Here is a 26,369-nt window from a genome sequence, read left to right on the forward strand (position 1 = left end):
GGGAGGCGGGAGGCGGAGAGGAGAGGAGAGGGGGCTGCCGGGAGGGTTCAGCTGCCGGTGCCGCGGTAGGCCCGCAGCCCGGCGCGCCAGGCGAGGCCGGCGGCCAGGACGCAGACCGCGGCGGCGACCGGCGAGGCGAACCGGAAGGCGGCGGGCAGGCCGAGCGGGTCGGGCCGGTCGAGGATGCGCAGCGCGGGCAGCCAGTTGACGAAGGCCAGCGGGACGCCGAAGACCGCCCCGGCGACCAGTTCCTTGGCGAAGATGGTCGGCGGGTAGTGCAGCAGGGTCGCGCCGCCGTAGGTGAAGGAGTTCTGGAGCTCCCTGGACTCGCCCCACCAGAACTGGACGGTGGCGCCGCCGACGAAGATCGCGCAGAAGATGACGGTGCCGCAGACCAGCAGGACCGGCACCAGCAGCACCCGGTCCCAGGTCCAGTGCACGTCCAGCGCGGCCAGCGACCAGACCAGCACCACGACGGCCTGGAGCGGCCGGCCGATCCGGCGCAGCGAGAAGCGTTCGGCGCACAGCTGGGCGAGCGCGGGCGCGGGCCGGATCAGCATGCTGTCCAGCGACCCGCTGACGATCCGCTCGCCGAGGGCGTCCACCGAGCCGACCGCCATGTTGGCGACGCCGAGCGAGAAGGTGGCGGTGGCGTAGAGGAAGGCGATCTCCGGCAGGCTCCAGCCGCCGAGCCGGTCGGTGTGCCGGAACATGATCACCAGCACCACGAAGTCGAGCGAGTGGATGACCAGGCTGGCGGCCAGGTTCAGCGCGAAGGAGGCCCGGTAGGCCATCATCGAGCGCATCCACATCCGGGCGCAGAGCCACCAGGAGCGCAGCGCCCAGGCGGTGCGGGGCAGGAGGGCGTCCCGGACGAACGGCTCCCCCGCCGGCGGTTCCCCCGCGCGGGCCTCGCCGGCGAAGGGCTCTTCCGCGAAGGGCTCTCCCGCGATGGGGTGCGTGAGCTGCTCAGCCACCCTGGACCACCACCTTGCGGGTCGCCAGCCACTGGGCGCCCCGCCCGGCGGCGAGCAGCACGGCGGCCCAGCCGAGCTGGAAGGCGAGCGTGCCGAGCGCGGGGCCGGCGCCGCGGCGCTCCAGGAAGACGTCGGTGGGCACCTGCACCAGCGCCGACCAGGGCAGCACCCGGCCGAGGTCGCCGAGCCAGCCGGGGAACAACCCGATCGGCAGCAGCATCCCGGAGAAGAACATCGAGACCACCAGCATCACCGAGCGCACCCCCTCGGCGTCATGGAGCCAGAACCCGGTGATCGAGACCAGGAAGCGCAGCCCGAAGCTGACCACCACCGCCAGCACGACGGAGACCAGGAACAGCGCCCAGGTCAGCGGGTGTTCGGGCAGCCGGATGCGGAACACCAGCGCGCCGATCAGCATCGGCACGGTGCCGCGGACCAGCGCCTGGAAGGCGGCCCGGCCGAGGTCGGAGGCCAGCCACCAGCACTGGAAGTCGACCGGGCGGTAGAGGTCGACGGCGATGTCCCCGCTGCGGAAGCGGGCCTGGAGGTCGTCCTGGAAGCCGCCGCCCCACACCGCGACGGTGACCAGCAGGCTCTGGCTGACCCAGATGTACGTGACGGCCTGGCCCTGGTCGTAGCCGCCGAGGTTGGGGCGGGCCTGCCAGAGGGCGAGGAAGGAGGAGGCCAGGATGATGCCGAAGACGGTGTTGGTGACGGTGCCGGCCACGGTGGCGGCCCGGTAGGTGGAGTAGCGGCGGAAGGCGCCGCGAGCGACGGCGGCGTAGAGCATATTGTCTCCTTGTCGACAAATATGGGCGGAGAAGAACGCCCTGCGACCTCCGCGCACACCCCAGCGGCTCCGACCGTCCCGACCCGGGGGTGCCGGGCGGACGAGCGGAGCTGCGAAAGTGGGTGCGCTATGTGGTTTGCACCTTTCACCGTACCGCCGGGCCCCACCACCCGCACCCGGTTTTCCGCGCCTGACCGAACGTCAAATAGCAGATAATCTCGCCATGACCCTGAGCACCCGCCGCCAGGCCAAACGGGCCGCCCGCCGCGAAGCCCGCCGCGCCCTCCCGTTCCGGCGCCGGCTCCTGCCCACCTGGCGGGTCACCCTCGGCACCCTCGCCACCCTGCTGCTGCTCGCCGCCGGGGGCTTCGCCGTGCTCTACGTCATCGTCCCGGTGCCTGACCCCAACGCCCACGCCGTCGCCCAGAACAACATCTACCTCTACGCCGACGGCACCACCGAGATCGCCCGCACCGGCGCCGTCAACCGCACCGACGTCACCATCGACCAGATCCCGCTCCAGACCCAGCAGGCCGTCGTCTCCGCCGAGGACCGCACCTTCTACCAGAACCGTGGCATCGACCTGAAGGGCATCCTCCGGGCCGGCTGGAACAGCCTGACCGACAAGGGCAAACAGGGCGGCTCCACCATCACCCAGCAGTACGTCAAGAACTACTACCTCACCCAGGACCGGACCCTCGAACGCAAGGGCCGCGAACTGCTCATCACCCTCAAGGTCGACCAGCAGCTCGACAAACCCGAGATCCTCGCCGGATACCTCAACAGCAGCTACTTCGGCCGCGGCGCCTACGGCATCCAGAGCGCCGCCCACGCCTACTACGGCGTCGACTCCTCCCGGCTCACCCTCGGCCAGGGCGCCTACCTCGCCTCACTGCTCCAGGCCCCCAGCCTCTACGACGTCAGGACCGCCACCCCCGCCAACCGCGAGAAGGCGATCGCCCGCTGGCACTACACCCTCGACGGCATGGTCCAACTCGGCTTCCTCACCCCCGCCGACCGCGCCGCCACCGCCTTCCCCGAACCGCTCGACCCCAAGCCCGCCACCGGCCTGGCCGGCCAGGCCGGCTACCTGGTCGGCGTCGCCGACGACTACCTCATCTCCTCCGGCACCCTCGACGCCGCCACCCTCAAGTCCGGCGGCTGGCGCATCACCACCACCTTCGACGAACCCCGCCAGAACGCCTTCGTCAAGGCCGTCCAGGAACAGCTCACCGGCGAACTCGACCCCCGGGCCCGCCCCACCACCGACACCGACGTCCGGGTCGCCGGCGCCTCCGTCGAACCCGCCACCGGCCGGGTCGTCGCCGTCTACGGCGGCCCCGACTACGCCAAGCAGCCCTACAACGACGCGCTGCGCCAGGACAACCAGATCGGCTCCACCTTCAAACCGATCGACCTCGCCGCCGGCCTCATCGCCCAACACACCCTCGACGGACGCCCGATCACCACCGAATCCCGCTACGACGGCACCAGCGAACGCCCCGTCACCGGCGGCCCCACCCCGTACGCCCCGCCCAACGAGGACGACACCGACTACGGCACCATCACCCTGCGCCAGGCCATGGTGAAGTCCGTCAACTCCGTCTACGCCCAGGAAGGCGTGGACGCCGGACTCGCCCGCGTCCGCGAGACCGCCATCAGACTCGGCATCCCCGACAGCGTCCGCGGCATGGACCCGGCCAACACCTCGATGACCCTCGGCACCGCCACCCCCAGCGCCCTCGACCTGGCCGGCGCCTACGCCACCCTCGCCGCCCACGGCCAGGCCCACACCCCCTGGTCCGTCCTCAAACTCGAACGCGTCAACCCCGGCGGCTCCGTCGACGTCCCCAAGATGCCTGAACACAAGGCCACCGAAGCGCTCGACCGCCAGATCGCCGACTCCGTCACCGACGTCCTGCGCGACGTCATCAGCCCGCGCGGCACCGGCTCCGCCGCCCTCGACCTGAACCGCCCCGCCGCCGGCAAGACCGGCACCACCGACTCCAACCTCTCCGCCTGGTTCGCCGGCTACACCCCCGAACTCGCCACCACCGTCGGCCTGTTCCGGGAGAACCCGAAGACCCACGCCAAGGAACCGCTGGCCGGCACCGCCGGGTTCACCCGGATCAACGGCGGCGCCTTCCCCACCCGGATCTGGACCGCCTACATGACCGCCGCCCTCGACGGCACCCCCACCCAGGACTTCGACCTCCAGACCGGGCCCGCCACCCCCACCGGCCCCGTCTTCCCCACCATGCCCGTGAGCACCGGCCCCAGCGCCACCACCACCCCGAGCCCCGGCCCCACCGCCGCCGGGCCGACCCCCACCCAGGCCCCCGCCCAGGCGCCCAGCACCCCCGCCACCGGCCCGACCGAGCCCAGCCCACAGGCCCCCAAACCCACCGACCCGGAGCAGCCCAGCCCCGCCCCCAAGCCCACCCCCCGGCCCACCCGGTCCACCGGCGGGCCCACCGCCACCGGCGGACCCGTCACCCCGCAGGGGACACCACCCGCCCTCAGCCCCTGAGTTCACGCTCCAACGGCGTACGGAAGCGCGGCGTCACCCGCACCTCCCCCAGCCAGGCCGCCAGCCGCTCCGCCTCCACCGCGACGGCCCGCCCGGCCTGCGCCCCGACGTCCCGGAACAGCCGCCACACCACCGTGCCGTCGGCGCGCTGCGCCCAGCCGCCCACCACCTCGCCGCACCACCACACCGTCGGCCCGGCGTTGCCCGCGCGGTCGAACAGCGCGGGCACGTCCTGCGGCCGCAGGTACCAGTCCCGCCCGCGCCAGCCCATCACCGCAGGATCCAGCGCCGGCAGCAGCGCCGCCCACGGCTCGGGCTCCGCCACCGGGCCCTCGTCCTCCGGCAGCACCAGTGCGGCCGATCCGTCGGCCAGCGCCACATCCCGCGCCCCGAGGTCGGCCAGCGCCCGACGGACGTCTCCCAGCGTCCAACCCGTCCACCACTTCACGTCCTCGACCGTCCCCGGCCCGTACGCCGCCAGCCAGCGCCGCACCACCTCGGCCTTGGCCTCCCGCACCGGCACCTCCGGCCACTGCGGCACCAGCGCCCACGGGTAGCTGTTGCTCAGCCAGGAGCCGCGCGGGCGGCAGCGGCGCACGTGCCCGTCCGAGGCCAGCAGCCGCAGCAGCCGACTGCCCACGCTCTGCGTCGCCGCGTACGGCTTGCCCGCCGACATCAGCATCGTCTCGCGCAACTGCGGGACGTCCTCGGAGAGTTCCTTGGTCGTCGCCTCGCCGCGCTCGGCCAGCGCGGCCAGCACCTCGCGCTCCGCCCGCGCCAGCCGGGCCTCGTCCCAGCCCTCGGCGAAGTCCCGCAGGTGCTTCAGCAGCGTCGCCCGCTCCTTGGCCGCGATGGCCCGCGCCGCCGCCGAACTCACGTACGGGGCCAGGTCCTCCGTCACCGCGAAGATCGTCCGACGCATCGACAACAGCTTCACCAGCGAGACGTCCTCGTACAGCGCCCGGTCCACCACCGCCGCCGAGGGCTCCGCCAGGCGCGCGCAGGCCGACAGGTACACGGAGGCCGGATCCGACGCGTGCAGCCCGACCACCGCGTCCGCCACGTCCTCCACCCGCGCCGCCCGCACCGACGGCGCCAACAACTGCCGCCGGCCCAGCCTGGCCCGACGCTCCCCGTCCCCGATCACCGGCACACTCATGCCGGGACCCTAGCCCCTGCCACCGACAGTCCGGGGCCGCCCGGCCGCGGAAAGGGCGGTGCCCCCGGCGCGGGCCGGGGGCACCAGGGCTCGTGCCGGGGGCACCAGGGGCTCGCACCGGGGGCTCGCACCGGGCTCGGAAGGCGGCTCAGTCGACCGGGCGGAACCGGTCCACGACCGTCCAGCGCGGGCCGAGCTCCGCGCGCAGCGCGTCCAGCGCGGCGCGGGCCCGGGCGTTGAAGCGGTCCTTCTCCTCCTGCGACCAGGGCGACGGGTCCGGCGGGTGGTCCCAGTCCAACGAGGACTGGAACCAGGCGGACAGCTCGGTCAGCTCGGCCGCCGGCCCGGCGCTGATCGGCAGCAGCTCCGGCTCGGCCGGGTAGCCGTACGGGCTGTCCACGTCGGCCGGCCACAGCGCCGTACCGACCACTCCCGGCTCGAAGAAGTAGCGCAGCCGCTCCGGGGCCGCGGGTTCCGGCGTCACGGGTGCCGGCGTCACAGGTAGAGCCCGGTCGAGCCCTCCGTGTCTCCGAAGCGGGTCGCGGCGACGGCGTGGAGGTCACGCTCGCGCAGCAGCACGTACGTGGCGCCGCGGACCTCGACCTCCAGCTTGTCCTCCGGGTCGTACAGCACCCGGTCGCCCGGCTCGACCGAGCGCACGCTCTGGCCCACCGCGACGGCCTCCGCCCAGGTGCAGCGCTTGGAGAGCTCCGCGGTCGCCGGGATCAGGATGCCGCCGGTCGAGCGGCGCTCGCCCTCGCCGCCCTCGATGCGCACCAGCACGCGGTCGTGCAGCATCCGGATCGGCAGCTTCTCACCGAGCCGGTCGTGGCGGGTGGGCTCGTGCGTCTGGTCGGAGCGGGTCGCTTCGTCGTTCGTACTCACGGTCCCGAAGGTACCTCCCCCGGGCGCGGGGCGTGACGCCAGCCCGGCATGCGGGAGGCCGGGCGGTCTGCGCGCCCGGCCTCCCGCCTCCCGTCGGCTCAGCCCTTGCGGCGCTTGCGGGCCGAGGCGACCAGCAGCACCAGGCCCACGCCGACCAGCACGGCCGGGATGACCCGCTCCCGGCGGGGCTGGCCCTTCTCGTCCACGAACTGCGCGCGGACCTTCTCCACCACGCCGCTGGCGGCCACGTAGACCCGGGCGGTCTTCTCCTCGACGGCGGCCGAGGCCTTGGCCTTGACCTGGGCGGAGATCGTGCTCGGGTGGACGCGGACGGCCAGCTCGTCCAGGGTCGACGCCAGCCGGTCACGCGTCCGCTCGATGTCCGCCTCGATCTGGGCGGTCGTCCGCGCCGACTTGTCCTGCGTGCTCGCCTCGCCCACTCGGGCCACCCCATTCACTTGCGATGTTGTTCCGTCCGATCCGTGCGATCGGTGCGACTGACCCAGTGTGTCAGCTGCCGCACACGGCCGCGCGGCCCCACCCACCATCGGAGGTAAGTTTGCCGTGGTACGACCGCCCGTCCCAGCACCGTCCCAGCACCCAGGAGAGTACGACCGTGAGTGAGCGTCTCCAGCCCGGCGACACCGCGCCCGCCTTCAGCCTGTCCGACGCCGACGGCAACCAGGTGTCCCTCGCCGACCACGCGGGCCGCAAGGTCATCGTCTACTTCTACCCCGCCGCCCTCACCCCCGGCTGCACCAAGCAGGCCTGCGACTTCACCGACAACCTGGAGGTCCTCGCGGACGCCGGCTACGACGTCATCGGCATCTCCCCGGACCAGCCGGCGAAGCTCGGCAAGTTCCGCGAGGCCGAGAACCTCAAGGTCACCCTGCTGTCCGACCCGGACAAGAAGGTGCTGGAGGCCTACGGCGCCTTCGGCGAGAAGCAGAACTACGGCCGCACCTACCTCGGCGTGATCCGCTCCACCATCGTGGTGGACGAGCAGGGCAAGGTCGAGCACGCTTTCTACAACGTGCGGGCCACCGGCCACGTCGCCAAGCTGCTGCGCGACCTCAAGGTCGGCGCCTGATCCGCTGGTCCTCTCATCCGGTGGTCCTCTGATTCGGTGGTCCTCCTGATTCGCTGAGCCTCTGATCCGCTGGCCCGGCGGCTGACGGTCCCCGGCCGGAGGCCGAACGGGAGACGACGAAGCGGTGGCGGCACACCCCCCGACCGGGTGCACCGCCACCGCCGTCCGTCACCTCAGCGGGCCTCGCCGATCAGCAGGCCCCGAGGTCGGTCCACACGCCCCACGAGCCGCTGGCCGCGGGGTCGTCGCCCTTGGTCCACCACTTGTTCTGGTAGTAGTGGCCCTTCCACGAGACCTTGGTGGGGGTCGCGTAGGTGGTGTCCGCGCTCCAGCTCGGGGCGGCCGTGCAGGCACCCGAGGTCGGCGTGGGGGTCGGGGTCGGGGTGACCGAGCCCGTCGGGGTCGGAGTCGGCGTGGCCGAACCCGTCGGAGTCGGAGTCGGGGTCGGGGTCGGGGTCGGCGTACCGCCGTCCACCGCGCCGCGGGTCAGGTCGCCCGTGATCCCGTACAGCGTGCCGCCCACGTTGACCGTCCAGTTCGACGGCGTGGACACCGGCAGGTAGTAGACGAAGTCCATGTCGATCGAGGCGCCCGGCGCCAGCGACTGCCAGCCCGGAAGCTTGACCGACACCCGGTTGTAGGTGCCCTTCAGGCCGCCGACGTTGCCCGGGCCCGGGTTGTCCTGCTTGATGACCTGGAGGCCGAAGCCGGACTGGTCCTTGGCGTTGCCCGGAGCCGAGTTGCTGTAGTCGAACTGGAACTCGGTGCCGCCCGGCAGGGTCAGCGTCGAGTTGTTGACGATGTGCAGCTTCGGGTTGATCGGGTAGTTCGAGTCGCCCAGCGCGAAGTTGTTGAACGACACGTCGATCGGCAGGGTCTGCTGCGGCAGCGCCGTCGTCGAGCGGACCGCGCCGTACGGGGACGCCGACTTGAACTTGTCGTACATCAGCGAGGTCAGCGTCGAGCCGGGGACGTACTCGCCCTTGCCGCCGTTGGCGGTGGCGTCCCACTTGTAGTCGCCCGCGAGCTCCCAGATCATCGCGCCGCCGGCGCCCTGGTTGACGAGGTAGTCCGCCTTGGCACCCACCGACTGCTCGTCCTCGGTGGAGAGGAACACCTTCTTGGTGTCGTTCCACAGCCACGGCGCCACCAGGGTGGAGCTGTAGTTGCGGGTGTAGGTGCCCTGGAGCGCGGTGTCGGTCACGCCGTACTTGGCCAGGTAGTCGGGCACGATGCCCTTCTCCAGGTTCTTGGCGTGCCACATCGGGTTCGACCCGGCCGGGGACTCCTTGCCCGCGTCGTCCTTGTCGTTCCAGATGTTGTCGATGCCGACCGCGCCGTCACCGCAGGAGGTCAGGCCGGAGCCGACCGGGCAGGTGGTCGCGGAGGCGGTGCCCCAGAGGCCGTTGGTGCCGCCCTGGACGTTCTTGAAGCCGCGGGTGTAGTACGGCAGGCCGACGTTGATCCGGCCGGCCGGCATCGCGCCGCGGAAGTAGTGGTACGACCAGTCGGCGTTCAGGTAGCCGATGCCGCCGTACTGCGCGGTGCCGTAGACGTTGGCGGCGGCGAGCTCGCCGTCCTTGCCGTCGTCGAACAGCGCGGCGTTCGGGCCGACGTACTTGTTCCAGGAGCCGTGCAGGTCGTACGACATGATGTCGACGTAGTCCAGGTACTTGGCCACCTGGAAGGTCTCCATGCCGCGCAGCAGGTAGCCGGACGACGGGGCGGCGACCGACAGCAGGTAGTGCTTGCCGTCGGCGGCGCCGGCCTTGTCCAGGCTCTCGCGCAGGGTCTTCATCAGCGCCGCGTAGCCCTTGGCCAGCGAGCCGCGCTTGGAGTTGGCGAGCTGCCAGTCCAGCGGGTTGCCGGCGTCCTTCATCGAGGTCGGGTACTCGTAGTCGACGTCGACGCCGTTGAAACCGTACTTGCGGATGAAGTCGACCGAGGAGGCGGCGAAGGTGTCGATGCCGGCCTGGTTGACGCTGCCGTCCGGGTTGACGGTCATCGAGTAGAAGCCGCCGCTGTTGACGCGCTTGCCGTCGTCCCCGAAGTAGCCGCCGGTCTCGGTCCAACCGCCCACCGAGATCATGGTCTTGACGTTCGGGTACTGCTTCTTGTACTTCGTCAGCAGGTTGAAGTGACCCTTGTACGGCAGGGTCGGGTCCAGCTCGGCACCGGGGACGCCGGGGAAGGACATCCCGGTGGCCGCGTTGTCCGGGCCGTCGGTGCCGACCGAGAGCTTGTTGTCGCTGCCGACGTGGCCGAAGGCGTAGTTGAGGTGGGTGACCTTGTCCCAGGGGATGTCGCTCACCAGGTACGGGGTGTCACCGTTCTTGCCGGTGCGCCAGCCGGTGAAGTAGCCGATGATGCGGCGCTGGTGGTCGGCGCCCATCTTCTCGCGCCCGTTGGTGTCGTAGACGGAGCAGTACGGGACGTCCACCCCGGGGGTCTGGTAGAGGCCGTCGGGGCGACAGGCCGCGTTGTCGACGGCCGCCGAGGCCTGCGAGGGCGCCGCACCGAGCGTCGCCATCAGCAGTCCGGCCAGCGAGGCCGCCGCGAGCGAGGCCACACCGGCCCGCGCCGCCGGGCTCTTCCGGCGCCGAGCGGCGGTGGGACGCCGCTCCGCCGTGTTTCGGATCAACACTCGGTCCTCCAGGAGAGAGTGTCGGCGCGTGCCTGTGGGGGAGCACGCACGTGGGGGATTGCAATTGGCGCAGAAGGTATGTGGTCTGAACCACATAGGTCAATAGGTCTGGACCAATTGGTAATCAACAGCCAAACATCACAGGTCGGAAGCCCTCGACAATCGGTCACCCCCTGGCCGAAACCCGCCCCGCCCGACGGCCTTCGATCGCCCTGCCCGAACTGCCGGTCCGTCACCCCCGGCCCGCTGCGGCCGGAACCCGAACCGGGCGGCGAGCACTGGAGGCGCTGCCGCCCGGCCCGAAACGTGGCGCCACCAGAAGGCACCAACCGGTACCCTTGTGGGGACGTGCGCCCGTACTCCAGCTGGCTAGAGAGATGCGGTTTAGGTCCGCAGTGTCGTGGGTTCGAGTCCCACCGGGCGTACCGAGTGAAACGGCCCGGCCTCCTTCGAATCGAAGGAGGCCGGGCCGTTCTCGTTCCTGCGGGCCGTCAGGCGACGAGGTCCTTCACGACCGGGGCGAGGGCGCGGAAGGCCTTGCCGCGGTGGCTGATGGCGTTCTTCTCCTCCGCCGTCAGCTCGGCGCAGGTGCGGGTCTCGCCGAGGGGCTGGAGGATCGGGTCGTAGCCGAAGCCGCCGGCGCCGGCCGGGGCGGTGCGCAGGGTGCCGAGGAGGCGGCCCTCGACGACGCGCTCGGTGCCGTCGGGGAGGGCGAGGGCCGCGGCGCAGAAGAAGTGGGCGCCGCGGTGCGGTTCGGCGATGTCGGAGAGCTGGGCGAGCAGCAGGTCGAGGTTGGCGCGGTCGTCACCGTGCTTGCCGGACCAGCGGGCGGAGAAGATGCCGGGCGCGCCGTTCAGCACGTCCACGCAGAGGCCGGAGTCGTCGGCGACGGCGGGCAGCCCGGTGGCGCGTGCCAGGGCGTGGGCCTTGAGCAGGGCGTTCTCGGCGAAGGTGACGCCGGTCTCGGGGACGTCCGGGATCTCCGGGTAGGCGTCGGCGCCGACGAGTTCGACGTCCAGGCCGGCGTCCGCCAGGATGGCGCGGAGTTCGGTGACCTTGTGCTGGTTGCGGGTGGCGAGGATCAGGCGGGTGGACATATCGCCCACCCTACCGAGAGTCCGGGCGGGGTCAGCCGGCGCAGATCGAGGTGAGGTTGCCGGCCGCGTTGCCGAGCGGCTTGAGATCCGGGGCCTCGTTCTTCTCGGCGGCCCGCTGCACGTTCTCGACCTGCTTCTGGAGGTCGGTCACGGCCTTGGCGACGTCGGTGTTCTTGGAGTTCTTCCCGACCTGGTCGAGGTCGTTCTTGAGCTTCTGCAGGGCCTTCCCGGCGGCGGCCGAGTCGTTGCTCGCGTTGTCGTACGCCTGGGTGACGTCGGCGATGTCCCCGGTGATCTTCACGGCGGTGTTCCCGCAGTCGATCGCCTTCTGCGCGGCGGAGCAGCTCACCATGCTGAGCGGGAGGATCGCGATGAGGCCGGCCACGGCGAGGGCGGCGGGGCGGGCGATGCTGGACGGCATCCGGTCCTCCTGGGGGCGCGGGTTCCGTGGGGTGGGACGCGCGCCGAGGAGTGCGCGGTTCCCGCAGCGGGGTGCTGCGGGAACCGTACGGTCTGCGGGCCCGGCCTGTACAGCGGGCCGGCCGTTCGGCAGGCCGGTTCCGGTCGCGGCCGAACGGCCGTCCGCGCCACGGCTCGAACGGCCGCACACCTCTCGGTCTGACGGCCCGTCCGGCCCGCTCGGCCCGCTCGGCCGGGTCAGCCGGGTCGGCCGGGTCAGCCCGGTCGGGGGTCGCCGGGCCCGCGCCGGTTCAGCCCTCCAGGGCCTTGCGCTGGATCGCGTCCAGCTCCGCGCAGCCGAGGCTGCCGAGGTCGAGCAGCCGGTTGAGCAGGTCGCGGTCGAAGGGGGCGCCCTCGGCGGTGCCCTGGACCTCGACGAAGCGGCCGTCGGCGGTGCAGACGATGTTCATGTCGGTCTCGGCGCGCACGTCCTCCTCGTACTGGAGGTCGAGCATCGGGACGCCGTCGATGATGCCGACGCTGACGGCGCTGACGCCGCCGGTGATGGGCTGGCCCTTGGCGCGCAGCAGCTTCTTGTCCCGCGCCCAGGAGACGGCGTCGACCAGGGCCACGTAGGCACCGGTGATGGCGGCGGTGCGGGTGCCGCCGTCGGCCTGGAGGACGTCGCAGTCGAGGACGATGGTGTTCTCGGCGAGCGCGCGGTGGTCGACCACGGCGCGCAGCGAGCGGCCGATGAGCCGGCTGATCTCGTGGGTGCGGCCGCCGATGCGGCCCTTGACGGACTCGCGGTCGCCGCGGGTGTTGGTGGCGCGCGGGAGCATGGAGTACTCGGCGGTGACCCAGCCCTCGCCGCTGCCCTTGCGCCAGCGGGGCACGCCTTCGGTGACGCTGGCGGTGCACAGCACCTTGGTGTCGCCGTAGGAGACGAGGACGGAGCCTTCGGCGTGCTTGCTCCAGCCCCGTTCGATGGTGATGGGGCGGAGCTGTTCGGGGGTGCGGCCGTCGATGCGTGACATAGCTGTTGAGCGTAGTCGCTCCGGGGGGCCGCTTCCGGAACCGGCGGGGGCCACCGGGGGGGACGGCCGGACGCACCACGGCCCGCCGTCCCCCTGAGCGGGTCGGCGGGCCGGATGGAGCGGGCCTGGGTGGCTCAGCTCACATCATGTCCTCGATGTCGGCGGCGATCGGGTCGGCGTCGGTGCCGATGACGACCTGGATCGCGGTGCCCATCTTCACGACGCCGTGGGCGCCGGCGGCCTTGAGGGCGGCCTCGTCGACCAGGGAGGCGTCCTTGACCTCGGTGCGAAGACGGGTGATGCAGCCCTCGACCTCTTCGATGTTGTCGATGCCGCCCAGACCGGCGACGATCTTCTCAGCCTTGCTGGCCATCTGGTTTCTCCCTCTGTCTCGGCCCTTCGGCGGCTCTGCCGGGTGCCGTCCTGCGCTGGTGCTGGGGGGTGTGTCCCTCGACCGTCGGGCGGTGAGGTCCGTGCCGGCGGCTGACATGGGTTCAGCTGCGGTCGTGCTGCCGGGCAGCGCGACCAGCATCACCCGTGACCGTCCGGTCTGCCACGTTAGTCCACTTTTGGCCCATTCCGGCGGGCAGGGTCCCGATCGCCGTCCGAGGATGACGATCAGTGGGGCCAGCGCCCCGGATGCGGCCTGCGCTCCAAGTGGTCTACACCAATATATGTGTACTCCGGGGAACGCGGGAAAGGCCCCGGGTGTTCCCGGGCCCCGCCCGAGGGTCCCGCAAGGGGCCACCGGTCGGCAACTGCTCCCGGAGGGCGAAGGATGAGTTCGGCAGGCGCCACGGCCCCGCAGACCAAGCGGTGGCACACCTTCTACGGCGGCCTCCAGAAGATGGGCCGCTCCCTTCAGCTGCCCGTGGCGGTGCTCCCCGCCGCGGGCATCCTCAACCGGCTCGGCCAGCCCGACGTGTTCGGCAAGGACGGGCTGGGCTGGGACAACGTCGCGAAGGTCTTCGCCGCCGCGGGCGGCGCGCTGCTCGACTCCTCCTTCGGCCTGCCGCTGCTGTTCTGCATCGGCGTCGCGATCGGCATGGCGAAGAAGGCGGACGGCTCGACGGCGCTGGCCGCCGTGGTCGGCTTCCTGGTCTACTACAAGGTCCTGCACGCCTTCCCGGAGAGCTGCCCGGCGGGGACGACGCTGGTCCCGGACGCCTGGACCGGCCAGTGCGTGAGCTACTCGTCGGCGAAGATCGCGGCCGCCACGTACCAGAACCCCGGCGTGCTGGGCGGCATCCTGATCGGCCTGCTGTCCGCCTGGCTGTGGGTCCGGTTCCACCGCACCAAGCTGGTCGACTGGCTCGGCTTCTTCAACGGCCGCCGCCTGGTGCCGATGATCACCGCCCTGGTGGGCCTGGTCATCGCCGTGGTGGCGCTCTGGGTCTGGCCGCCGATCGGCCGCGGCCTGAACGACTTCTCGCAGAACCTCTCCGACCTGGGGGCGGTCGGCGCCGGCATCTTCGGCCTGTTCAACCGCGCGCTGCTGCTGATCGGCATGCACCAGCTGCTGAACACCTTCGTCTGGTTCCAGTTCGGGGAGTTCGTCAAGCCGGACGGCACGATCGTGCACGGCGACATCCCGCGCTTCCTGGCGGGCGACCCGACCGCCGGCCAGTTCCAGTCCGGCTTCTTCCCGATCATGATGTTCGCCCTGCCGGCCGCCGCGCTCGCGATCGCGCACTCGGCGAAGCCGCACCGGCGCAAGGAGATCTACGGCCTGATGCTCTCGGTCGGCCTGACCTCCTTCGTCACCGGCGTCACCGAGCCGATCGAGTACTCCTTCGCCTACATCGTCCCGGCCCTGTACGCCGTGCACGCGGTGCTGACCGGCGTCTCGATGGCGGTGACCTGGGGGCTCGGGGTGCACGACGGGTTCAGCTTCTCGGCGGGCCTGATCGACTACGCCATCAACTGGGGGCTGGCCACCAAACCGTGGCTGATCATCCCCATCGGCCTCTGCTTCGCCGTCGTGTACTACGCGCTCTTCCGGTTCATCATCGTCAAATTCGACCTGAAAACGCCCGGCCGGGAGGACGAGACGGAGGTCGAGGACGTCACCAAGGCCTGAAACCGAGCGCGGCCGCGCGATCCCGCCAAAGGCCCTCGGACCCGACGGTCCGGGGGCCATCGGCCTTTCCCGGAAAGGGCGGACGTCCCAGGCGGGGAGGGGCGGGCGGCTCCCCGATTTTGTTGCGCCATTAGCCAAAATCGATTTTGTTGCGCAATTGGCCAAAATCCAATACCGGTGGGTAATCATGATCGTCGCCGGGTAACAGGTTTCGATTTCATAGCGCTTCCCCGAAGTACCGCTTTCCGGGGTTCCTCGACTTCTCCGCCCGTGCTACAAAACTGGTCTACACCACGCGTGGTGTAGACCAGTTCGCGGTTCGGCCCCTGTGCCTCCCCCCGACCGACCGCCATGCCGTTAGGAACCCACCCCCATGAGTCAGTCTGCGCAGGCACCGGCGCCCGCCAAGGCTCCGACGCCGATCAAGAAGTTCGGAACCAGCGTCCTCCCCGGCCTCCAGAAGGTCGGCCGCAGTCTCCAGCTTCCGATCGCTGTGCTCCCGGCGGCCGGTCTGCTGGCCCGCCTCGGCCAGGACGACATCCATGAGAAGTGGCACTTCCCCGCGAAGCTCGTCGAGGTCTTCGGCGCTGCGGGTAGCGCCATCACCGGCGCGCTGCCCCTGCTGTTCTGCGTCGGCATCGCGATCGGCTACGCCAAGAAGGCGGACGGTTCCACCGCGCTGGCCGCTCTGGTCGGCTACCTCGTGTTCAAGAACGTTCTGACCGCCTTCCCTGCGGACGGCACCATCACCGAGGCCCTGCCGAAGGGCAAGCCGCAGGACCCCGGGGTCCTCGGCGGCATCGTGGTCGGTCTGCTGGCGGCTGTCCTGTGGCAGCGGTTCCACCGCACCAAGCTGGTCGACTGGCTCGGCTTCTTCAACGGCCGCCGCCTGGTCCCGATCATCATGGCCTTCGTCGGCACCGGCCTGGGCGTGCTGTTCGGCCTCGGATGGCAGCCCATCGGTGACGCCATCTCGCACGTCAACAACGGCCTGGTGGGCGCGGGCGCGATCGGCGCGGGCGCGTTCGGCCTGGTCAACCGCGCGCTGATCCCGGTCGGTATGCACCAGTTCGTCAACACCTACGCCTGGTTCCAGACCGGCGACTTCACCAAGGCCGACGGCACCGTCGTGCACGGAGACATCAACCGCTTCCTGGCGGGCGACCCGACGGCCGGCCAGTTCCAGGCGGGCTTCTTCCCGATCATGATGTTCGCGCTGCCGGCCGCCGCCATCGCGATCGCCCACTGCGCCCGGCCGGAGCGCCGCAAGGCCGTCATGGGCATGATGGTCTCGATCGCGCTGACCAGCCTCGTCACCGGTGTGACCGAGCCGCTCGAATTCACCTTCCTCTTCATCGCCCCGCTCCTGTACGCGATCCACGCGGTACTGACCGCGGTCTCGATGGCCGTCACCTGGGGCCTCGGCGTCCACGACGGATTCAGCTTCTCGGCCGGCCTGATCGACTACGGCATCAACTTCAGTCTGGCCAAGAACCCGCTGCTGATCATCCCGCTCGGCCTGGTCTTCGCCGCGATCTACTACTTCCTCTTCCGCTTCGCGATCACCAAGTTCGACCTCAAGACCCCCGGTCGCGAGGACGACGACGAGATCGAGGACGTCACCAAGGCCTGACGCTCCCGTCACCGCCGCTCCGAAGGCCCCGCCCCACCGCCGCTCCCCCCGGCGGCGAGGCGGGGCCTTCGGCGTCCCCGGGCGCCCGGCGGGAAGGGCGGTTGACGAACCGGCGGACGCCCTGGTCAACTGAAGCGGTGAACGCCTCGTGCCCGCTGGTCACCCGCAGCCACATCGACTTCGGTCGTGTGTGGTCCGCGGCGTGTCGCGGCTGAGCTGACCGTTCTCCCGCCGCCGCCCGGCTGACGTCCCGCCCGGCGCCGGCTCCCTCCTCCCCGCCCCCGCCCGTCCGGGCCTCCGCCCACGGGCCGCCACCGCGCACCCGCGTGCACCCGCGCCCCCGTGCCTGCGCACGGCCGCCGCCGGTGCCCGTACGCGTCCGCACGAGGAAGTCAGGCTCACCATGCCCCGCCAGCTGCACCTGTCCGCCGCCCTCGACAGCCCCGGCCGTTTCGACCCCGGGCACTACGCCTACCTGGCCCGCCTCGCCGAGCGGGCCACCCTCGACTTCGTCACCCTCGACGACTCCTTCGCCGCCGCGCCGAGCCGCCCCGACGCGCTCGCCGCGCTCGCCCGGATCGCCCCGCTGACCGAGCGAGTCGGGCTGGTGCCGACCGTCACCACCACCCACACCGAGCCCTTCCACACCTCGATCTCCGTCAACACCCTGGACTGGGCCAGCGAGGGCCGGGCCGGCTGGCTGGTCGGCGTCTCCACCACCGAGGCCGAGGCCCGCGCCTTCGGCCGCCGGCCCGTCGCCCCCGAGGACGAGCTGTGGGCCGAGGCGGCCGACGCCGTCGAGGTGGCCGCCCGGCTCTGGGACAGCTGGGAGGACGACGCGGAGATCCGCGACACCGCCACCGGACGGTTCATCGACCGCGACAAGCTCCACTACATCGACTTCACCGGCCCGCACTTCTCGGTGCGCGGCCCGTCCATCACCCCGCGCCCGCCGCAGGGCCGCCCCGTGGTCGCGGTGCCGGTGGACGCCGCCGACCTCGCGGCGGACGCCTCCCCGGGCGGGCGCGCCCGGGTCGCCGCCGCGATCCGGCACGCCGACGTGGTGCTGCTCGACGCCCCCGACCGCGCCACCCGGCTCACCGCCGCCACCGAACTGCGGCTGCGCTCCGGCGAGCACCTGCGCATCCTCGCCCGGCTCGACGCCACCGTGTCCGACCCGGCCGCCGAGGAGCGCCTGCTCGCCGAACTGACCGCGACCGGCACCGGGGTGGACGGCTTCCACCTCGTCCCCGGCGAGCCCGAACGCGACCTCGTCGCGCTGGCCGACCGGATCGCCCCCGCCCTGCGCGCCGCCGGGCTGCTGCGCGCCGAGTACACCGGCCGCACCCTGCGCGACCACCTCGGCCTGGCCCGCCCGGCCAACCGCTACGCCGTCGCCGCCACCACCGCTCCCGCCGCTTCCCCCGCCCTCACCGAGGTGACCCGATGACGGACCGACCGCTCAAGCAGATCCACCTCGCCGCGCACTTCCCGGGCGTCAACAACACCACGGTGTGGAGCGACCCGGCGGCCGGCAGTCACATCGAGTTCGCCTCCTTCCGCCACCTCGCGCAGACCGCCGAGCGCGGGAAGTTCGACTTCTTCTTCCTCGCCGAGGGGCTGCGGCTGCGGGAGGCCAAGGGGCTCATCCACGACCTGGACGTGGTCGGCCGCCCCGAGTCGATCACCCTGCTGAACGCGCTGGCCGCCGTCACCGAACGGCTCGGACTGGCCGCCACCGTCAACGCCACGTTCAACGAGCCGTACGAACTGGCCCGCCGCTTCGCCTCCCTGGACCACCTCTCCGGCGGGCGCGCGGCCTGGAACGTGGTCACCTCCTCGGACGCCTTCACCGGGGAGAACTTCCGCCGCGGCGGCTACCTGGACCGCGCCGACCGCTACACCCGGGCCGCCGAATCCGTCCAGCTGGTACGGGAGTTCTGGGACGCCGGGGAGGAGCCCGTGCGGCACTCCGGCCCGCAGTTCGAGGTCGAGGGCCGGCTCTCGCTGCCGCGCCCGCCGCAGGGCCACCCGGTGGTGATCCAGGCCGGGGACTCCGACGAGGGCCGCGAGTTCGCCGCCGCCGCCGCCGACGTGATCTTCTCCCGGCACTCCACCCTCGCCGACGGCCAGGCCTTCCACGCGGACGTCAAGCGACGGCTCGCCGCGTACGGGCGCAAGCCGGACGAGCTGAAGATCATGCCCGGGGCCACCTTCGTCCTCGGCGACACCGACGCCGAGGCGGACGAGCGGGCCCGGGAAGTGCGCCGGGCCCAGGTCAGCCCGCAGACCGCGATCCACTTCCTGGAGCAGGTCTGGGGCTTCGACCTGTCCGACCACGACCCGGACGGCCCGCTGCCGAGCGTCGACCCCGACCCGGACAGCACCGTGATCCAGGGCCGCGTCCGGCACGGCGACCCGGTGGCCGTCGCCGAACGGTGGCGGGCGGTGGCGGCGGAGAAGAACCTGACCAGCCGCGAGCTGGTGATCGAGGTGACCGGCCGGCAGTCCTTCATAGGTTCGCCGGCCACCGTCGCCGAGCAGATCGACCACTTCGTGCAGAACGACGCCGCCGACGGCTTCATCCTCGTCCCGCACCTCACCCCCGGCGGCCTGGACGAGTTCGTCGACCGGGTGGTGCCGCTACTCCAGGAGCGCGGGGTGTTCCGCACCGACTACACCGGCCCGACCCTCCGGGACCACCTCGGGCTTCCCGTTCCCGGGCGGCGCTGAACCGCGCTCCACGGAACCGTATTTGACGACACGTCAACCAACAGACGTGCGCGGCCCGCCCGGAGCCCCGGACGGACCGCGCATGGCGGACGGTCAGCTGGCCCGGCGGCGACGGACCAGCGTGAAGGTCGCGGCGCCGGCGCCGATCAGCAGCGCGCCGAGGCCCGCGAACAGTCCGGTCCGGTCGCCGTCCGAGCCGGTGGAGGCCAGGTGGCCGCCCACCGGCTGCGGGTCGGCCGCCGGGGCACCGCCCGCGGGGGAGGCGGTGGCCGCCGGAGCGGCGGGCGCCGGAGCCGTGGTGACGTCACCGGCCGGCTGGACGACCGGCGCGCCGCCGGAGCCCTTCGAGCCGCCCGAACCGTTCGAGCCGCCGGACGGCGTGGTCGGGGTGGCGGTCGCGGTGGCGTCGAAGGTGGGGGTCGGCTCGGGCGTGCCGCCGGGCTTCGGCTGGGGCGCGTCGATCCGGACGGTGGCGCCCTGCGAGCACATGGTGGTGCCCAGGAACGGGGTGTCGCCCTCGTTGACGAACACGCACGGGTTCAGCGCGGTGTTGCCGACCGGGATGCCGGCGCCGTAGCTGACCCGGACCCGCTTGGTCTGCGAGCTGTTCGGCGCCGCCGAGGAGTTGCGGCCGTCCAGGTAGAAGCCCGCCTTCTCCGAGGACTCGGTCGTGACGGCCGGCACCGCGGTCCACCCGCCGTCGGCGCCGCGGACCTCGACCTTGGCGTTCCGGTCGGCGAACAGCACGTTGCCGAGGTTGGTGTAGGCCGACGGCGTCGGGTTGGTGAGCAGCGCGTCGAACTCGATCGGCGCCCCGCCCCGGACGGCGGTGGCCGGGACCCCGCTCAGACCGTTGTGGATCGCGTCGACCTTGATCACGTGGGTGTCGGTGAGCGGCGGCTCGATCGGGTGGTCCTGCCACCAGCCGTGGACGGCGGTGCGGAAGGTGAGGTTCGGGCCGACGCCGCCGTTGGTGGCCCCGTCGTGGGGCGTGCCCATGGGGGCGCCGAGGCGCAGCTTGATGTCCGAGCCTCCCGCCAGGGCGTAGAGCTTGCCGGAGGAGCCCCGGTAGACCGTCTTGTCCGCGCCGGGGTGCTCCTCCAGTTCCACCGGCAGCCACTTGTCGAGCGAGTTGTCGTAGTACTCGAGGCTCAGCGCGTGCGGCGGTGTCCCGAGGCTGGTCTCGATCTGGAACTCCAGCCAGACGGCGGAGCCCTGGTCCCCCGGGTTGCCGATGTGCTCGGTGAACTCGACCGGCCCGCCCGCGCCGCCGATCACGGCCGGGGCGTGCACGGTGAGGCTGAACGGCCCGGCGGTGGCGAAGGCCGGGGCGGCGGTCACGGCGCCGCCGGCGACCAGCGCGGCGGTCAGCGCGACCGCCGGGACGAGGCGGCGGGCCCGGGTGAGGGCACGGTCGGTCTTGCGCATGGGAATCCCCCCTGGATTTCCGCCCCGGACCGGCACGGGCGGGTCCGGGCAGTGCGAAACACGCCTGGTGACTGAGTGAGGTGGTGGCGGACCGGCCCGACGGGCCGGCCGTTCCGGCGACGTTTCCGCCGCTCACTGGGTAGGACGTGCGGGGGGCGCGGAGGTTGCGGGTGGTTCCCGAACTTTTTCGGTGACCCGCGATTCCCTCGCGATGCCGACCCGATCAGGTCTGATCAGGTCTGATCAGACCTCGTACACGGCGCCGGCCCGGGCGACCTCGACCGGCCCGGGGTAGACGGCCGCGGCGTCCCGGCGGTTGTGCTCGGCGTCGGTCCACGGGGGGATGTGGGTGAGGACGAGCCGGCGGGCGTCGGCGGCGGCGGCGTGCTCCCCCGCCTCGCGGCCGTTGAGGTGGACGGCGCGGAAGGTGTCCCGCCCGTCGATGTACGCGGCCTCGCAGAGGAAGAGGTCGGTGTCACGGGCGAGTTCGACGAGTTCGGCGCACTCGCCGGTGTCCCCGCTGTAGACCAGCGAGCGGCCGCCGTGCTCCAGCCGGAAGGCGAAGGCGTCGACGGGGTGGTTGACCTGGGCGACGTCGATCCGGAAGGGGCCGAGTTCGAAGCTGCCGGGGGTGAGCGTGCGGAACTCGAACACCTCCTTCATCCCGGGGTTCTCCGGCATGTCGTAGGCGCGGGCCAGCCGCTCGGCGGTGCCGGCCGGGCCGTACACGGGCAGCAGTTCGGGGCAGCCTCCGACCCTGTAGTTGCGGGCGACCCAGTAGGCGCACAGGTCGATGCAGTGGTCGGCGTGCAGGTGGCTGAGGAGGACGGCGTCGACGTCGTAGAGGCCGGAGTACTTCTGGAGGGCGCCCAGGGCCCCGTTGCCGAGGTCGAGCACGACGCGGTAGCCCTCGGCCTCGACCAGGTAGCTGGAGCACGGCGAGTCGGCGGACGGGAAGCTCCCCGAGCACCCCACCACGGTCAGTTTCATCCGAGCCCCTCCGCCCCGACACGTCCTGGCTGCTGCCGGCGAACGGTGTTCGGCGTTCGCCTTCGAAAACGGCATGGAAAACGGCAGGCCGGGCCGGTGAACCGGCCGGTAGCACTGCGTTGGTGTGTCGAGGGTAAGGGCGGAGCGGCACTTTGCCCCCGTCCCCGTGCCGGGCTGTGGGCGGAATCACCAGAACGCCCGGGGCGGGTGCGCGGGCGGTTGACGGGCCCGCGATCAGCGGCTCCTGGGCCGGTTGCGGGCCCAGCTGCGGATGGTGAAGGGGTACCAGCGGGGGTGTCCGCCGGCGTCGATCACGTCGGGGTCGGGCAGGAGCCGGTGCCTGCGGTAGCTGCGGACGGTCGCGGGCCGGACGTTGATGTGGCGGGCGATCTCGGCGTAGGACCACAGTTCGGGGCCACGGGCCACGGGGCACCTCCGGGGGGACGGGGGCGGACGTTCGTGACGCAGCCTGACGGGGTCCGGGTGGGGTCGGGGGCGGGGAAACGGGCATCGTGGCCGTTCCGTGACGAACCGGGAGCAATGCGCGGACAAATGCCGGACCGTCACGGCCGGCTCGGTGGTGGCGTTCGGCCCCGGCCCGGTACGGTTCGCCGCATGAACGGCATGACCGGTACCTGGCTCGTCCTGTCGCTGCTGGGCGTCGTGCTGTCGGCCGCCGCCGTGGCGGCGCTGCTGCGGCGTGCCCGCACGGCGGGACGTCCGGCCGAGCGTCCGGCCGCCCGGCCGCGCGGTCAGCGGCAGGCCGCCCCGCAGCCTCGGGAGATCTGGTGGGCGCGGGTGCCGTTCGAGGACGGCCCCGGCTCCAAGGACCGCCCGTGCCTGGTGCTGCAGGTGCGCGGCAAGGCCGCCACCGTCGCGAAGATCACCAGCAAGCACCACGCCGAGCGCCCGGGCGTGCTGGCGCTGCCGCCGGGTTCGGTGGGCGACCGGCGGGGCCGGGCCAGCTGGCTGGAGACGGACGAGCTGCGCGAGGTGCCGCTGTCCGCCTTCCGCCGCCGGGCCGGCACGGTGGACCGTCGGGTCTGGAGCCGGGCGGAGCGGGTGCTCCAGGGCCGCTAGCGGGCGGTCACGCCCAGAGCTGGCCCTGGAGGGCCTCGACGGCCGCCTCGGTGGACTCGGCGGTGTAGATGCCGGTGGACAGGTACTTCCAGCCGCCGTCGGCGACCACGAAGACGATGTCCGCGCGCTCGCCCGCGGCCGCCGCCTTGCGGCCGACGCCGATCGCCGCGTGCAGGATCGCGCCGGTCGAGACGCCCGCGAAGACGCCCTCCTGCTGGAGGAGTTCGCGGGTGCGGCGGACGGCGTCCGCGGAGCCGACCGAGAAGCGGGTGGTGAGCACCTCGGCGTCGTACAGCTCGGGGACGAAGCCCTCGTCCAGGTTGCGCAGCCCGTACACCAGGTCGTCGTAGCGCGGTTCGGCGGCGACGATCTTCACGCCGGGGACCTTCTCGCGCAGGTAGCGGCCGACGCCCATCAGGGTGCCGGTGGTGCCGAGGCCGGCCACGAAGTGGGTGACGGTCGGCAGGTCGGCGAGGATCTCGGGGCCGGTGCCGGAGTAGTGGGCGCCGGCGTTGTCGGGGTTGCCGTACTGGTAGAGCATGACCCAGTCGGGGTGCTGGGCGGCGGTCTCCTTGGCGATCCGGACGGCGGTGTTGGAGCCGCCGGCGGCCGGGGAGGAGATGATCTCGGCGCCCCACATGCGGAGCAGTTCGCGCCGTTCCTCGCTGGTGTTCTCGGGCATCACGCAGACCATCCGGTAGCCCTTGAGCTTGGCGGCCATCGCCAGCGAGATGCCGGTGTTGCCGCTGGTGGGCTCCAGGATGGTGCAGCCGGGGGTGAGCCGGCCCTCCGCCTCGGCGCGCTCGATCATGTGGAGCGCCGGGCGGTCCTTGATCGAGCCGGTGGGGTTGCGGTCCTCCAGCTTGGCCCAGAGGCTGACCAGTCCCTCGGTGTTGCCGGGGACGGCGGCGGACAGCCGCGGCAGGCGGACCAGCGGGGTGTTGCCGACGGCTTCGAGCGGACTGTCGTAACGCAAGGGAGGCCTCCGGCCAAGGCGGTGAGGGTGGCGGCGGGTGGCTCCCCCCGCCGCGGTGGCGGGGGGAGCCGGGAGGTCAGCGGGCGCCGCCGGCCACGGCGGGCAGGATGGTGACGCTGTCGCCGTCGGCGACGGCGGTGGAGATGCCCTCCAGGAAGCGGACGTCCTCGTCGTTCAGGTAGACGTTGACGAAGCGGCGCAGTTCGCCGCCCTCGACCAGGCGGGCGGCGATGCCCGGGTGGCGGGCGTCGAGGTCGGTGAAGAGTTCCCCGAGGTTGCTGCCGTTGCCCTCGACGGCCTTGGCGCCGTCGGTGTAGGTGCGGAGGATGGTCGGGATGCGGACCTCGATGGCCATGAGTGCGCTCCTGTGCGGGTCGTGGACGTGGGTGGCCGCAGCGGACGCGGCAGGGGGCGGGCGGGCGCCCGGGGCCCGGTGCCGCCGGCGGGCGGCGGGCCGGGCGTGGTGAAGCGGCTCTCAGCGCGAGCGCGCTGGCGTGCCGGGACAGATCGCGCCGGCGTGCCGGCACAGGTCGATGTGCAGGCGCGCCACGAGGCGGGTGCCCGGGGCCTGAGTGCTCACATCGACGGAACGCATGGACTCATCGTATAGATTCCCGGGCCCGCTCCGACATGCCCGTCTCGGCATCCGGATGTTCTCGTTCCCAGGGTTGAGACGACGGCGGCCCGCCGCCCCTTCGGAGGGGTCGGCGGGCCGGGTCCGCGGGGATGCCGGTCAGCCCTGGTAGGCCTCGACGACCTGCACGTCTTCCTCTGTGATCTCGCCGTCCACGATGCGGAACGAGCGGAACTGGTAGGGGTCGTCCTCGCCGTTGCCGTCGGCGGTGGAGACCAGGACGTAGTGGGCGAACGGCTCGGAGGCGTAGCTCACGTCGGTGCGCGAGGGGTAGGCCTCGGTGGCGGTGTGCGAGTGGTAGACGATCACCGGTTCCTCGTCGCGGTCGTCCATCTCGCGGTAGAGCTTGAGCAGGTCGCCCGAGTCGAACTCGTAGAAGGTGGGCGAGCGGGCCGCGTTGAGCATCGGGATGAACCGCTCGGGCCGTCCGCTGCCGGCCGGTCCGGCGACCACGCCGCAGGCCTCGTCCGGGTGGTCGGCGCGGGCGTGGGCCACGATCCGGTCGCGGAGTTCTCGGGTGATGGTCAGCATGCGGTCAGGATAGCCACGCTCCGGCGGGCCCAGAACGGGTGTCCGCCGGAGCGTCCGAGGCGTGGTCAGCGGACGGCGTCCGGGTCCCCGTCGGCGGCGGGCAGCCGCTCCAGGACGGGGCCGCGCAGGGCCTGCGGGTCGCGGCGCTTGACCGCCTGGTAGCCGATCACCAGCAGCAGGGCCCAGCCGGGGAAGACGAACAGCGAGATCCGGTTGTCGCGGTCCAGGCCGATCAGCACCACGACGACGGCGAGGAAGGCGAGCGCGGCCCCGCTGGCCCAGGCGCCGCCGGGCGCCTTGAAGGTGGGCGGCGGCAGGTGGCCGGCCCGCCAGGCCCGGCGGTAGCGGATCTGGGAGATCAGGATCATCGCCCAGGTCCACAGTCCGCAGACGGTGGCGGCCGAGGTGATGTACTCGAACGCCCTTGCCGGGACGAGGTAGTTGAGCACCACGCCGACACCCATCAGCAGGCAGGAGACGGTGATCGCGAAGGCCGGGGTGCGGCGGGCGTTGAGCCGGGTGAGGCGTTCCGGGGCCTGGCCGCTCAGCGCGAGGTCGCGCAGCATGCGGCCGGTGGAGTACATCCCGGAGTTGCAGGAGGAGAGCGCGGCGGTGAGCACCACGAAGTTGATGATGCCGGCCGCGGCCGGGATGCCGATCTTGCCGAAGGCGGCGACGAACGGGCTGACGCCGGGCTGGAACTCGGTCCACGGCACGAGCGAGAGGATCACCACCAGGGCGCCGATGTAGAACAGCGCGATCCGCCAGGGCAGGGTGTTGATGGCGCGCGGCAGGGTCTTCTCGGGGTTCTCGCTCTCCCCCGCGGTGACGCCGACGAGTTCGACGCCCAGGTAGGCGAACATGACGATCTGAAGGGTCATCACGGTGGAGCCGACGCCCTTCGGGAAGAAGCCGCCGTCCTGCCAGAGGTGTCCGAGTGACGCGGTGTCACCGGCCTTGCTGAAGCCCAGGGTCAGCACTCCGACGCCGATCAGGATCATGCCGATGATGGCGGTGACCTTGACCATGGAGAACCAGAACTCGATCTCGCCGAACAGCTTCACCGAGATCAGGTTGGCCGCGTAGAGCAGCACCAGGAAGGTCAGCGCGCTGATCCACTGCGGTATGTCGGGCGCCCAGAACCGCACGTAGACGGCGGCGGCGGTGGTCTCCGCCATGCCGGTGACGACCCAGAACAGCCAGTACGTCCAGCCGGTCACGTAACCGGCGAAGGGGCCGAGGAACTCCCGGGCGTACTCGGCGAAACTGCCGGAGACCGGGCGGTAGGTGAGCAGTTCGCCGAGCGCCCGCATGATCACGAAGATCACCAGGCCGGCGACGGCGTAGGAGAGGATCAGGCTCGGGCCGGAGCGGGAGATCGCGGTGCCGGCGCCCAGGAAGAGGCCGGTGCCGATCGCTCCGCCGATGGCGATCATCTGGATCTGGCGGCCGCCGAGCCCGCGCTCGTAGCCCTCGGCGTTGGCTGTGCTGTCGAGCCTGTGGTCGTACGACTTCTCGGCCACGGTGCACCGTCCTGTCCTGGTCGGTCTCGGGGGTGGAGAAGTCGTACCACGCGGGGTTCGGATAGCGGTGTCCATCTGAGCGTTATTTGAGCATGACCTGGCATGGTTTGCCCGATTTTCATAAGAAATGCCCCGACCGATCGTCCGCATTCT

The 26,369-nt window shown here is 71.9% G+C and carries 26 protein-coding genes and 1 tRNA gene; 8 read left to right on the forward strand and 19 right to left on the reverse strand.

Translation table 11 applies throughout. From position 1 onward, the window contains the following. Positions 1–47: 47 nt before the first annotated feature. Both ACZ55U_RS06910 and ACZ55U_RS06915 read right to left on the reverse strand, forming a co-directional pair. Entirely contained in the window at positions 48–977 is a 930-nt protein-coding gene (locus ACZ55U_RS06910; RefSeq protein WP_465523211.1) for an ABC transporter permease, read from the reverse strand. After that, positions 970–1,767, reverse strand: coding sequence for an ABC transporter permease (locus ACZ55U_RS06915; protein WP_465523213.1), 798 nt, complete (start codon positions 1,765–1,767; stop codon positions 970–972). The genes ACZ55U_RS06910 and ACZ55U_RS06915 overlap by 8 nt, the downstream gene beginning before the upstream one ends. 223 nt (positions 1,768–1,990) lie before the next feature. Here ACZ55U_RS06915 and ACZ55U_RS06920 point away from each other — a divergent pair, with 223 nt between their 5' ends. Then, positions 1,991–4,297, forward strand: a complete 2,307-nt coding sequence (locus ACZ55U_RS06920; protein ID WP_465523215.1) for a transglycosylase domain-containing protein — start codon at positions 1,991–1,993, stop codon at positions 4,295–4,297. Here the strand turns inward: ACZ55U_RS06920 and ACZ55U_RS06925 are convergent. The 4 genes from ACZ55U_RS06925 to ACZ55U_RS06940 form a co-directional block, all read right to left on the reverse strand. Further along, a complete protein-coding gene (locus ACZ55U_RS06925; protein ID WP_465523217.1) occupies positions 4,287–5,456 on the reverse strand; it encodes a winged helix DNA-binding domain-containing protein in 1,170 nt (389 codons plus the stop codon). The genes ACZ55U_RS06920 and ACZ55U_RS06925 overlap by 11 nt on opposite strands. A 148-nt stretch (positions 5,457–5,604) precedes the next feature. Further along, positions 5,605–5,940, reverse strand: a complete 336-nt coding sequence (locus ACZ55U_RS06930) for a hypothetical protein (protein WP_465523219.1) — start codon at positions 5,938–5,940, stop codon at positions 5,605–5,607. A gap of 11 nt (positions 5,941–5,951) precedes the next feature. Continuing rightward, complete coding sequence (locus tag ACZ55U_RS06935; protein WP_049655715.1) at positions 5,952–6,254, reverse strand: GroES family chaperonin; 303 nt, start codon at positions 6,252–6,254, stop codon at positions 5,952–5,954. Positions 6,255–6,439: 185 nt separating this feature from the next. Continuing rightward, entirely contained in the window at positions 6,440–6,781 is a 342-nt protein-coding gene (locus tag ACZ55U_RS06940) for a DUF3618 domain-containing protein (RefSeq protein ID WP_465523221.1), read from the reverse strand. 176 nt (positions 6,782–6,957) lie between these two features. Here ACZ55U_RS06940 and bcp point away from each other — a divergent pair, with 176 nt between their 5' ends. Continuing rightward, entirely contained in the window at positions 6,958–7,431 is a 474-nt protein-coding gene (bcp, locus tag ACZ55U_RS06945; RefSeq protein WP_465523223.1) for a thioredoxin-dependent thiol peroxidase, read from the forward strand. Between the two features lie 190 nt (positions 7,432–7,621). On the opposite strand, the gene ACZ55U_RS06950 is transcribed toward bcp, so the two are convergent. Continuing rightward, entirely contained in the window at positions 7,622–9,961 is a 2,340-nt protein-coding gene (locus tag ACZ55U_RS06950) for a chitinase C-terminal domain-containing protein (RefSeq protein ID WP_465523351.1), read from the reverse strand. 464 nt (positions 9,962–10,425) lie between these two features. Between ACZ55U_RS06950 and ACZ55U_RS06955 the strand changes: the two genes are divergently transcribed. Next, positions 10,426–10,500 (forward strand) — tRNA-Leu (locus ACZ55U_RS06955). A gap of 66 nt (positions 10,501–10,566) precedes the next feature. Here ACZ55U_RS06955 and rdgB read toward each other — a convergent pair. The 4 genes from rdgB to ACZ55U_RS06975 form a co-directional block, all read right to left on the reverse strand. After that, positions 10,567–11,172 (reverse strand): RdgB/HAM1 family non-canonical purine NTP pyrophosphatase, encoded by a 606-nt coding sequence (gene rdgB / locus ACZ55U_RS06960; protein ID WP_465523225.1) that lies wholly within the window; start codon positions 11,170–11,172, stop codon positions 10,567–10,569. Between the two features lie 31 nt (positions 11,173–11,203). Then, the gene (locus tag ACZ55U_RS06965; RefSeq protein WP_465523227.1) at positions 11,204–11,593 is read right to left on the reverse strand and encodes a hypothetical protein; all 390 of its coding nucleotides are present in this window, start codon (positions 11,591–11,593) and stop codon (positions 11,204–11,206) included. A gap of 289 nt (positions 11,594–11,882) precedes the next feature. Then, positions 11,883–12,608, reverse strand: a complete 726-nt coding sequence (rph, locus tag ACZ55U_RS06970; protein WP_465523229.1) for a ribonuclease PH — start codon at positions 12,606–12,608, stop codon at positions 11,883–11,885. A gap of 139 nt (positions 12,609–12,747) precedes the next feature. Then, positions 12,748–12,981: a PTS sugar transporter subunit IIB gene (locus ACZ55U_RS06975; protein ID WP_030060521.1), complete on the reverse strand. Its 234-nt coding sequence runs from the start codon at positions 12,979–12,981 to the stop codon at positions 12,748–12,750. Between the two features lie 405 nt (positions 12,982–13,386). On the opposite strand from ACZ55U_RS06975, the gene ACZ55U_RS06980 reads away from it, so the two are divergent. From ACZ55U_RS06980 to ACZ55U_RS06995, 4 genes are all read left to right on the forward strand, one after another. Next, the gene (locus ACZ55U_RS06980; protein WP_465523231.1) at positions 13,387–14,688 is read left to right on the forward strand and encodes a PTS transporter subunit EIIC; all 1,302 of its coding nucleotides are present in this window, start codon (positions 13,387–13,389) and stop codon (positions 14,686–14,688) included. A 373-nt stretch (positions 14,689–15,061) separates the two neighbouring features. Beyond that, on the forward strand, positions 15,062–16,321 hold the full coding sequence (locus ACZ55U_RS06985) for a PTS transporter subunit EIIC (RefSeq protein WP_465523233.1): 1,260 nt from the start codon (positions 15,062–15,064) through the stop codon (positions 16,319–16,321). Between the two features lie 403 nt (positions 16,322–16,724). Next, a complete protein-coding gene (locus ACZ55U_RS06990) occupies positions 16,725–17,771 on the forward strand; it encodes an LLM class flavin-dependent oxidoreductase (protein WP_465523235.1) in 1,047 nt (348 codons plus the stop codon). Further along, entirely contained in the window at positions 17,768–19,054 is a 1,287-nt protein-coding gene (locus tag ACZ55U_RS06995) for an LLM class flavin-dependent oxidoreductase (RefSeq protein WP_465523237.1), read from the forward strand. Before ACZ55U_RS06990 ends, ACZ55U_RS06995 begins: the two co-directional genes overlap by 4 nt. 93 nt (positions 19,055–19,147) lie before the next feature. Here ACZ55U_RS06995 and ACZ55U_RS07000 read toward each other — a convergent pair whose 3' ends face one another. The 3 genes from ACZ55U_RS07000 to ACZ55U_RS07010 all read right to left on the reverse strand — a co-directional run bounded on the left by ACZ55U_RS07000 (position 19,148) and on the right by ACZ55U_RS07010 (position 21,898). Further along, positions 19,148–20,482, reverse strand: coding sequence for a hypothetical protein (locus ACZ55U_RS07000; protein WP_465523239.1), 1,335 nt, complete (start codon positions 20,480–20,482; stop codon positions 19,148–19,150). Positions 20,483–20,725: 243 nt separating this feature from the next. Further along, positions 20,726–21,472, reverse strand: a complete 747-nt coding sequence (locus ACZ55U_RS07005) for an MBL fold metallo-hydrolase (RefSeq protein WP_465523241.1) — start codon at positions 21,470–21,472, stop codon at positions 20,726–20,728. A 234-nt stretch (positions 21,473–21,706) separates the two neighbouring features. Continuing rightward, positions 21,707–21,898 carry a MarR family transcriptional regulator gene (locus ACZ55U_RS07010; protein WP_465523243.1) on the reverse strand — a complete coding sequence of 64 codons (192 nt, stop codon included), beginning with the start codon at positions 21,896–21,898 and terminating at the stop codon, positions 21,707–21,709. A gap of 189 nt (positions 21,899–22,087) precedes the next feature. Between ACZ55U_RS07010 and ACZ55U_RS07015 the strand changes: the two genes are divergently transcribed. Further along, positions 22,088–22,552: a type II toxin-antitoxin system PemK/MazF family toxin gene (locus tag ACZ55U_RS07015; protein ID WP_465523245.1), complete on the forward strand. Its 465-nt coding sequence runs from the start codon at positions 22,088–22,090 to the stop codon at positions 22,550–22,552. Positions 22,553–22,559: 7 nt separating this feature from the next. On the opposite strand, the gene ACZ55U_RS07020 is transcribed toward ACZ55U_RS07015, so the two are convergent. The 5 genes from ACZ55U_RS07020 to ACZ55U_RS07040 all read right to left on the reverse strand — a co-directional run bounded on the left by ACZ55U_RS07020 (position 22,560) and on the right by ACZ55U_RS07040 (position 26,216). Then, positions 22,560–23,528: a PLP-dependent cysteine synthase family protein gene (locus ACZ55U_RS07020; protein WP_465523247.1), complete on the reverse strand. Its 969-nt coding sequence runs from the start codon at positions 23,526–23,528 to the stop codon at positions 22,560–22,562. A gap of 76 nt (positions 23,529–23,604) precedes the next feature. Continuing rightward, positions 23,605–23,883 (reverse strand): MoaD/ThiS family protein, encoded by a 279-nt coding sequence (locus ACZ55U_RS07025; protein ID WP_224282816.1) that lies wholly within the window; start codon positions 23,881–23,883, stop codon positions 23,605–23,607. Positions 23,884–24,003: 120 nt separating this feature from the next. Beyond that, on the reverse strand, positions 24,004–24,123 hold the full coding sequence (locus ACZ55U_RS07030) for a putative leader peptide (RefSeq protein ID WP_310593142.1): 120 nt from the start codon (positions 24,121–24,123) through the stop codon (positions 24,004–24,006). A gap of 138 nt (positions 24,124–24,261) precedes the next feature. Then, complete coding sequence (locus ACZ55U_RS07035; RefSeq protein WP_465523249.1) at positions 24,262–24,693, reverse strand: M67 family metallopeptidase; 432 nt, start codon at positions 24,691–24,693, stop codon at positions 24,262–24,264. A 65-nt stretch (positions 24,694–24,758) separates the two neighbouring features. Next, entirely contained in the window at positions 24,759–26,216 is a 1,458-nt protein-coding gene (locus ACZ55U_RS07040) for an amino acid permease (RefSeq protein WP_465523251.1), read from the reverse strand. Between the last annotated feature and the right edge of the window lie 153 nt (positions 26,217–26,369).

It is taken from the genome of Kitasatospora sp. NPDC034533, assembly GCF_055575155.1.